At 59.0% G+C, this 8,034-nt stretch carries 7 protein-coding genes; 4 read left to right on the top strand and 3 right to left on the bottom strand.

What is annotated here, in order from left to right; translation table 11 throughout:
- Positions 1 to 538 (top strand): HAD family hydrolase (locus tag T18_RS05945; RefSeq protein ID WP_323455200.1); only part of this gene is annotated, 538 nt, incomplete at its 5' end.
- Between the two features lie 164 nt (positions 539 to 702).
- On the top strand, positions 703 to 1,749 hold the full coding sequence (lpxK, locus tag T18_RS05940; protein ID WP_013635567.1) for a tetraacyldisaccharide 4'-kinase: 1,047 nt from the start codon (positions 703 to 705) through the stop codon (positions 1,747 to 1,749).
- A gap of 75 nt (positions 1,750 to 1,824) precedes the next feature.
- Here lpxK and T18_RS05935 read toward each other — a convergent pair whose 3' ends face one another.
- From T18_RS05935 to mutL, 3 genes are all read right to left on the bottom strand, one after another.
- Complete coding sequence (locus tag T18_RS05935) at positions 1,825 to 2,112, bottom strand: DUF3892 domain-containing protein (RefSeq protein WP_025592606.1); 288 nt, start codon at positions 2,110 to 2,112, stop codon at positions 1,825 to 1,827.
- A gap of 122 nt (positions 2,113 to 2,234) precedes the next feature.
- The gene (locus tag T18_RS05930; RefSeq protein ID WP_003519053.1) at positions 2,235 to 2,456 is read right to left on the bottom strand and encodes a DUF2093 domain-containing protein; all 222 of its coding nucleotides are present in this window, start codon (positions 2,454 to 2,456) and stop codon (positions 2,235 to 2,237) included.
- A gap of 150 nt (positions 2,457 to 2,606) precedes the next feature.
- On the bottom strand, positions 2,607 to 4,427 hold the full coding sequence (mutL, locus tag T18_RS05925; protein ID WP_038489990.1) for a DNA mismatch repair endonuclease MutL: 1,821 nt from the start codon (positions 4,425 to 4,427) through the stop codon (positions 2,607 to 2,609).
- Between the two features lie 407 nt (positions 4,428 to 4,834).
- On the opposite strand from mutL, the gene T18_RS05920 reads away from it, so the two are divergent.
- Positions 4,835 to 6,454, top strand: a complete 1,620-nt coding sequence (locus tag T18_RS05920; protein WP_046205582.1) for a response regulator — start codon at positions 4,835 to 4,837, stop codon at positions 6,452 to 6,454.
- Between the two features lie 142 nt (positions 6,455 to 6,596).
- Complete coding sequence (locus tag T18_RS05915) at positions 6,597 to 7,949, top strand: putative bifunctional diguanylate cyclase/phosphodiesterase (protein WP_003519050.1); 1,353 nt, start codon at positions 6,597 to 6,599, stop codon at positions 7,947 to 7,949.
- Positions 7,950 to 8,034 lie beyond the last annotated feature (85 nt).

Raw genomic sequence — 8,034 nt, 5'->3', positions numbered from 1 at the left:
GCCCGACAGTCTTTTGGCTGCCGGCAATACGGCGGAGATAGCTGCCGGTCTCGTCGCCGCCGGTTCGCCTTGCGATCTCGTGGAGTTGACTGCGCGGCTCGACCGGCTATTCACTGAAGCAGCGGATAAATCCGTGCCGGTCACCGATCTCAAGGCATTTTTCGCAAGGCTCAAGGCACGCGGCTACAAGCTTGGCATCGCCTCCAGCGACAACGAAAAATCCATCCGCCAGACGGCGATCCGTTTCGGTTTCGAAAGCGATGTCGATTTCGTCGCCGGTTATGACAGCGGTTACGGCACCAAGCCGCAACCCGGCATGGTTATCGGTTTCTGCGACGCGATTGGTCTTGCGCCTGCACGCGTGGCAGTGGTCGGCGACAATAATCATGATCTGCACATGGCGAGAAATGCCGGCGCAGGATTGCGCATTGCCGTTCTCACCGGAACCGGCTCGCGCGAAAGCCTTGGCGCCGACGCCCATTATTGTTTCGATGATATTACCGCGCTGGAAACCCTGCTTCCGGAACGCGTTGTTTAGGTCATGTCCCCGCAGTGCGCGCCACTTGTCGCACAAGATGGGAAGAGACAAGCTGCGCATGTATAGCCGGGTTTTGCAATTCAGGGTTTTTTCTGGCAAATACCCATGTGATTTATCGAATTTAAGCGCAATGCCGTGGGTGATGCGGCCGGGAGCAGGCATATATGGTTTCTGAAGCGCCGCCTTTCTGGTGGCAGAAAGCAGGCTGGCAAGCCTGGCTGTTATCACCGTTTTCCCTTCTCTACGGCAATATTGCCGGCCGGCGGATGCGCACGGCAAAACGGGCGAGCGTTTCCGTTCCGGTCATCTGCATTGGCAACTTCACCGTTGGTGGTGCCGGAAAGACGCCGACCGCAATGGCAATCGCCCGAGCCGCCACCGCAAAGGGCCTGAAACCCGGCTTCCTGAGCCGTGGTTATGGCGGCACACTTGATATCACCACCCTCGTCGATCCCGCGCAGCACCGCTCAGCTGATGTAGGCGATGAACCCCTGCTGCTTGCCCGCGAGGCGGTGACGGTCATCTCCCGCAAGCGGGTGGAAGGTGCGCATCGGCTGGTGAAGGAGGGCGTGGATCTCATCATCATGGATGATGGCTTCCAGAGCGCACGCCTGACGCTGGATTATGCGTTGGTCGTTATCGATACGGTGCGTGGCATCGGCAACGGTCATCTTGTGCCGGGCGGCCCGGTCCGGGCGCCGCTTGCCGAACAGATGCGGCATATGACCGGACTCTTGAAAGTCGGCAACGGCCATGCGGCCGATCCGCTGGTCAGAACCGCGGCAAAGGCCGCCAAACCGGTTTTCGTTGCGGCGATAAAGCCGCAGGAACCGCAGGATTTTAGGGGAAGGCGCGTGCTGGCCTATGCTGGTATCGCCGATCCCGCCAAGTTTTTCCGAACTGTCGAGGGGCTTGGTGGCGAAATCGTGCTGCAGCGCTCTTTTCCTGACCATCACCATTTCAGCGATGATGAGATCGCCGATCTTCTGCAGGACGCGGATAAGGAAAACTTGCAGCTGGTGACAACGGCCAAGGACGCCGTGCGTCTTAACGGGCACCATGGCCGTGCGGAAGAATTGCTGTGGAACAGCCTGGTGATCGAGGTCGACATGGTGTTCGACGATCCCAATGCGGCCACAACGATCATCGAGACGGCGGTGCGGAACTGCCGCGCCCGTTTGCTGCGGGAAAATGCGCGGACGTCATTCTAACAAATATACCAAGTATTTTGTGGTAGGCGCACCAAAATAAAGATTTATATTTCAGTGCGCTATGCCATACTCGTCTTAAGGGCATTCAGGCAAGCTTAGGAGGTTATTTGGTTGATCACCGTCTGATGTAGTTTTTAGATACTTGTTTCCATAAGCACTTTTGGCCACGACTACGTTGACCCTATCCCCTGCAGGACGTTCTACATAGAACGCGTAAGTTTTGTTCTCGATGCCTACGATTGCGTCGTTGAGCGTAAGTTTCCAGTTCTTACCGTCCGGGTTGACGCCGCCGACGCTTCTTATGCGTTCCCAAGCGCTGCTTCTGTCAGTTTTATTGATGCATCTAATTCTGGCAGTGATCATAACGAATCGTTCCTTTGCTCGCTTGACAAGAGAACTATCGCATACTTCAATTTACACGTGAATTAGTATTTTCTATAATACCAGTGCTCGCGAAGCATATTCACTACATCGTCGCGTCTACACTATGCTGGCAAATTACCAGCCTTGCGCTCTGCCTCCAGTGAGGCGCTGGCATCCACATAGGCTTCCTGCCGGGCGACGCTCCAGTAGCGCAGCTCGTCGACCGGAATGGTCTTGCCGGTGATGGCGCATATGACATGCGAGCCGGTCTGCACGATCCGGAAGTCACCGTCGAGATATTCGATGACGGCGATGCGGTTTCCGCCTCCCTCAAATCTGTTCATCCGTTTTCGTCTCCTGCTATGTCCTGTCAGTGCATCCAGCCCGAAACGGCGTAGCGTTCTCCTGAACAATCCGGATGCTCCAGTCCCTTGAATTTATATCGCTGAGCTACGCCCAAGGCCAGCCCTGCCTGCTGCCCCCGGGGTTAAGGCTCAGCTTCGGCCGAAGAGACGTTCTATATCGGAAAGTTTTAGCTCAATATAGGTCGGACGACCGTGATTGCACTGTCCTGAACCCGGCGTGTTTTCCATCTGCCGTAAAAGCGCGTTCATCTCCTCCGGCCGCATGCGCCGCCCTGAACGCACCGAGCCGTGGCAAGCCATGGTGGCGGCGACATATTCCAGCTTGTTGGCAAGCGTGGAGGCAGCTTCCCATTCAGCGATCTCGTCGGCAAGCTGCCGCACCAGCCCCTGCACGTTAACCTCGCCAAGCATCGCCGGCGTTTCGCGAACCGCGACCGCCCCCGGCCCGAAACGCTCGATGACCAGTCCCAGTGCATCGAAACCAGCCGCATGGTCCATCAGCCGGTCGCAATCCTCTTCGGGAAGGTCGATGATCTCAGGAATGAGCAGCACCTGTGAAGGCGGGCGTCTGGAATGCAGCGCATTGCGCATTTCCTCAAACACGAGCCGTTCATGCGCCGCATGCTGGTCGACGATGACGAGGCCGTCTTCCGTCTGCGCGACGATGTAATTCTGGTGCAACTGCGCCCGCGCGGCGCCGAGCGGATATTGTGACGGTTCCAGCGACGGGCTTGCCGAGGCCTCGTAAACCTCGCGGGGTTCTGCCCGCGCGGTCGGCATGGTGATGTCGGAAAAGCGCGATTGCACGGCCTCGGCAAATTGCATGTTCTCGGAAACGGCAAGCGGTCGGGAAGGCGAGGCCGCGGCGGACCATGTCGCAGCGGCAGACGGTCGGAGATTGGACGGGCTGTAGCCGGGGCGAAAGGCGTTCATCATCTGGCTGGCACCAGTCGTCGCCGCCCTGTCACCGTCGCGGGTCAGCGCCTGGCGGATCGCACCGACGATCAGCCCGCGAACCAGGCCGGGATCGCGGAAGCGCACATCTGATTTCGCCGGATGCACGTTCACGTCGACAAAGGCGGGATCGAGCGTCAGGGACAGCACCGCGACTGGATATCGCCCGTGCGGCACGGTTTCCGCATAGGCACCGCGAATGGCGGACAACAGCAATTTGTCCTGCACCGGGCGACCGTTGACGAAGACATATTGATGCGCCGAGTTGCCGCGGTTGAAGGTCGGCACGCCGGCAAAACCGGAGAGCGTTACATCCTCGCGCCCGGCATCGATTTCGATGGCGTTGTCCTTGAACTCGGCACCGAGAATCTGCGCCATGCGGGCAAGGTGATCGTCGCCGGTGGAGGGGATTTCAAGCGTGGAGCGGTCGGTGCCTGACAGCACGAAGCGGATATGCGGAAAGGCAATTGCCATCCGTTTAACGACTTCGGTAATGGCGGCTGCCTCCGCTCGCTCCGTCTTCAGGAATTTCAGTCGTGCGGGCGTCGCGAAAAACAGGTCGCGCACCTCGACGATGGTGCCGGCATTGGCGGCGGCGGGCCGGACCTCGGAGACTTTGCCGCCGGTGACGGAGATCACCGAACCCTGTTCTGCGCCGTGTTGTCGGCTGATGATGGAAAGCTTGGCAACCGAGCCGATGGAGGGCAGGGCCTCACCGCGAAAGCCAAGCGTGCGGATATCGTCAAGCGTGGTGGATATTTTCGAGGTGCAATGGCGTCGGACCGCAAGCTCCAGATCGGCAGGCGACATGCCGGAGCCGTTATCGGTAATGCGGACCAGTCCCTTGCCGCCGCCCGCCGTGGCGATTTCGATGCGCGTTGCGCCCGCGTCGATGGCGTTTTCCACCAGCTCCTTCGTGGCGCTGGAGGGTCTTTCGATGACCTCGCCGGCGGCGATCTGGTTGATGAGGGTTTCTGAAAGCTGCTTGATGGCCATGATCGTCATTTTCGCGGATTCGTCACGGCTTCGAAAGCAAAAAACTCAAGTCGTGAAAGTTTGTACATGTTTTGCGGCCTGCCCGGCGTTTGATCATTTCCGTTCAACGTCAGGATAAGCGTTAATCCGCCTTTAATCGGCCTTGCATATGGTGAGGCGGCTTGAAATGACTGCAGGAACGAGGCCCCCCTTCGCCGGGTGGTGTGACGTCGTATATGGGTGAACGTCATCTTCCCCTCAAGACTGCTTCAAGTAGCGAACCCTGATGTCTCTTTTTCGGAATTTACCGTTTCATCCCGGCATTTGCCTCGGACGATTCCAATAGAAACATAAGCCTGACCCTGAAAACAGGTGGGAGTTTGCAGTTGAGTGATTTGGCGTCCTCCGGCGCGGGCGTTCATACGGTGATGCTTGATGCCCTTTGCGACGCGCTTGGCGCGGCGATCGTCGTTTACGACCGGAACGATCACATCGTTTTCGCAAGCCGGAAGCTTTTGAGTTTTTTTCCACTGCAAGAGGCCGTTATCGGGCCGGGCGCGCGGCTGCGCGACTATCTGAGCGCGCTTTACGATTGTTATCTTCTGGAAGCGGAAAGCCTGTCCGCCAATGCCCGGCAGCTGGGACGCGAGGAATGGATTGGCGAGCGGCTGGCGCTGCACTGGAAGGAGAGGTCTGAAAAAACCGAGCGGCTGAAGGGGGAGCGCTTCCTGCGCTTCGTTATGAACCGCCTGCCTTCCGGGCTCGGCATCAGCGTCGTTGCCGATATTTCCGAACAGAAGAAAAGAGAAGAACAGTGGCGCATCGACCTCGAACGCGTTCAGCTGATCGAAGACATCCTCGATAATCTGCCGTTTCCGGTCCTCGTCAAGGACCGGAACCTCGCCTATGTCGCCGTAAATAAAGCCGCCTGCACCATGGTCGAGACCAGTGCAGAGAGCATTCTCGGCCGCACGGTTTTCGATCTGCATTCGCGCCAGGTCGCAGGCCGGATCGACGCTGCCGATCGCATGGTGCTGGACAGCGGCACGCCGAGCATCCTTCCCGAAAGGGTGAGGCGCGCGAATGGTGAAGAGGTGCTGACGATTACCCGCAAGCAGCGGGTGGGTCGGCCTGGCCGGCATTTTCTGGTCACGACGATGGAGGACGTGACCGCGCTCGCCACCATCGACGCGAACGGCATGCCCGTCATCCCCTCGCTCGAACATGTCGATTTCGTCGCCTCAACCTATGGCAAGGATGAAGATCGCGATTCCGCAGGCGGTCTGCTGAAAAGCAAGGCGGTGCTGGTGGTTTCCGGAAACGGGCGCTTTGCCGAAGCCGCCTGCCACCGGCTGGCCGCGAGCGGCATGGATCATGCCGTGGTGAGGAGCGAGGAAGAACAGAGTAGTTTCATCGATATCGCCGCTTCCGCAGGCGTCGGCATCGATGTCGTCGTCGTCGACGCCCAGATGAGCGTCACATGCCTCGATATCGCGGCCGCGCATGACCTGCCGGTCGTCACCATCGAGGAAGAGGAGATCGATGCTTCGCTGCTGCATTATCTCGCCGTCGGCCTCAAATCGTCTCCGAAGGAAAAGTCCTCCGACGAGGACTGGGAGATCATGACCGAAGACCTGCCCAAAATCCTCAAGACCGGCGGTGTCTGCGAGATACTTCTCGTTGAGGACAACAGGGTCAACCAGATCGTCTTCTCACAAATCCTTGAGGGATTGGGGCTGTCCTGGCGGCTTGCCACGTCGGGTGAGGAGGCGTTGCGTCTTTTTGAGGAGCAGGCACCGTCCGTCGTCCTGCTCGACACCACGCTTGGCGATATCGACGGTTTTGAGGTCGCCCGCCGTATGCGTGCACTGGCTGGCGACGAGCGCATTCCCATCGTCGGCGTCATCACCCACGCTTTCGAGGGCGATCTCGACAAATGCCTGGCGGCGGGCATGGAAGACATGCTGCTGAAACCCGTCAGTCCCGATATGGTCGATGCCGTTTTCCTGCGCCTTTTCGGCAAGGATGCCCTGCGGCTGCAAGCCTGAAGCTCCTCCATTTCAGCTTTTTGTGTTCGAGCCGCTGGCATTGCGGAGACGCCGCCGCATTTTCGGTGCGCGGTTCTATGGCTTTTTTAATACTTGCCCTGCATTGTGATCGCGGTCGACACGGGATTCACGAGATGCAGGAATGAAACGGGCAGAGCCGCAGGCGTTGCACGTCAGCCAGAACGAGCTGCAGGCGATGGCTTACAGCGATCCGCTGACGGGGCTTGGCAATCGTTACCGTTTGCGGGACAAGATCCGCATGCTCGCCAGCGAGCGTTCCAGCGATCCCGCGCCCTTCACCGTCGGCATTGCGAATATTGACGGCTTCAAACCCATCAACGATCTTTTCGGCGTGCAGGCGGGCGACGAGATTTTGTGCCAGGTCGCGCATCGGCTGAAGGCTTGCATTCCCGATGGCGCCGCCGTGACGCGCCATGATGGCGACGAGTTCGCCTTCGTGCTGCCGCTGGTATTCGAACGCACCGGCGCAGAGCGCATAGGCAACATGATCAAGGACGTGCTTTCTGCGCCTTACGATCTCGGCGACCGCAACGTCCGGCTTTCCTCCTCCTTCGGTTTTGCCATCTATCCCTTCGCCGGCGATGATTTCGAGGATTTGCTGAAAAGCGCCGAGACCGCGCTTTACCGCTCCAAGCGCCGTGGTCGTGGACAGATAACGGTCTATTCGCGCGAGATTGCGCAGGAAATGAAGCGCGCCACCCAGCTGGAACAGGCGTTGCGTAACGCCATCATCACCGATGCGATCGACGTGCATTTCCAGCCCATCGTCAGGCTGGAAGAAGCGAAGGTCATCGGTTTCGAGGCACTCGCCCGCTGGAACGACCCCGATCTCGGTTTCGTGTCGCCCGCCGTTTTCGTGCCGCTGGCCGAAGAACGCGGTTTCATCGACGCGCTGTCGGAAGCGCTGCTGAGGAAGGCGGCGGAAGCGGCGCTGTTCTGGCCGCGAGAGCTTTTCCTGTCCTTCAACCTGTCTTCCGCGCAATTGATGGACCCCGGCACAGCGGATAATATTCTGTCCATCCTGTCGCGTGTCGGCCTTGATCCGCACCGGCTGGAGCTTGAAATCACCGAAACCGCTGTCATGACATCCGCCGATACCGCGCAGCGCATCATCAGCGAATTGCAGGGTGCGGGTGTTCGTATCTCTCTCGACGATTTCGGCACCGGCCAGTCGAGCCTTGGCCGTCTGCGCGACTTTACCTTCGACAAGGTCAAGATTGACCGCGCCTTTGTCTCCCGTATCAGCAGCGACCGTCCTTCGGAACATATCATTAAGGCCATCGTCGCCATGTGCGAAGGGCTTGATCTCGAGGTCGTCGCGGAGGGTATCGAGGAGCAGGCGGAAGAGGAAAAACTGCGCGCGCTCGGCTGCGCTATGGGGCAGGGCTATTTTTACGGCCGTCCCGCCGATGCCGCCGCCACGCAGCGTTACCTTCACGAAAACTATCGCGAGATCCTGTCGGATATTCCCTGAGAAATGGAGTGGCCTTGCACGCAAGGCTGTAGGGACCTCCCCAACCTCATCCCTGTGACGAGCACAGGAATGAGAAGGCGGCCCG

This window comes from Rhizobium sp. TBD182 (assembly GCF_001950375.1).
GTDB lineage: Bacteria > Pseudomonadota > Alphaproteobacteria > Rhizobiales > Rhizobiaceae > Agrobacterium > Agrobacterium tumefaciens.
The sequence above is the reverse complement of the archived record's forward strand: the minus strand, read 5'-3'. Positions and strand labels throughout refer to the sequence as shown.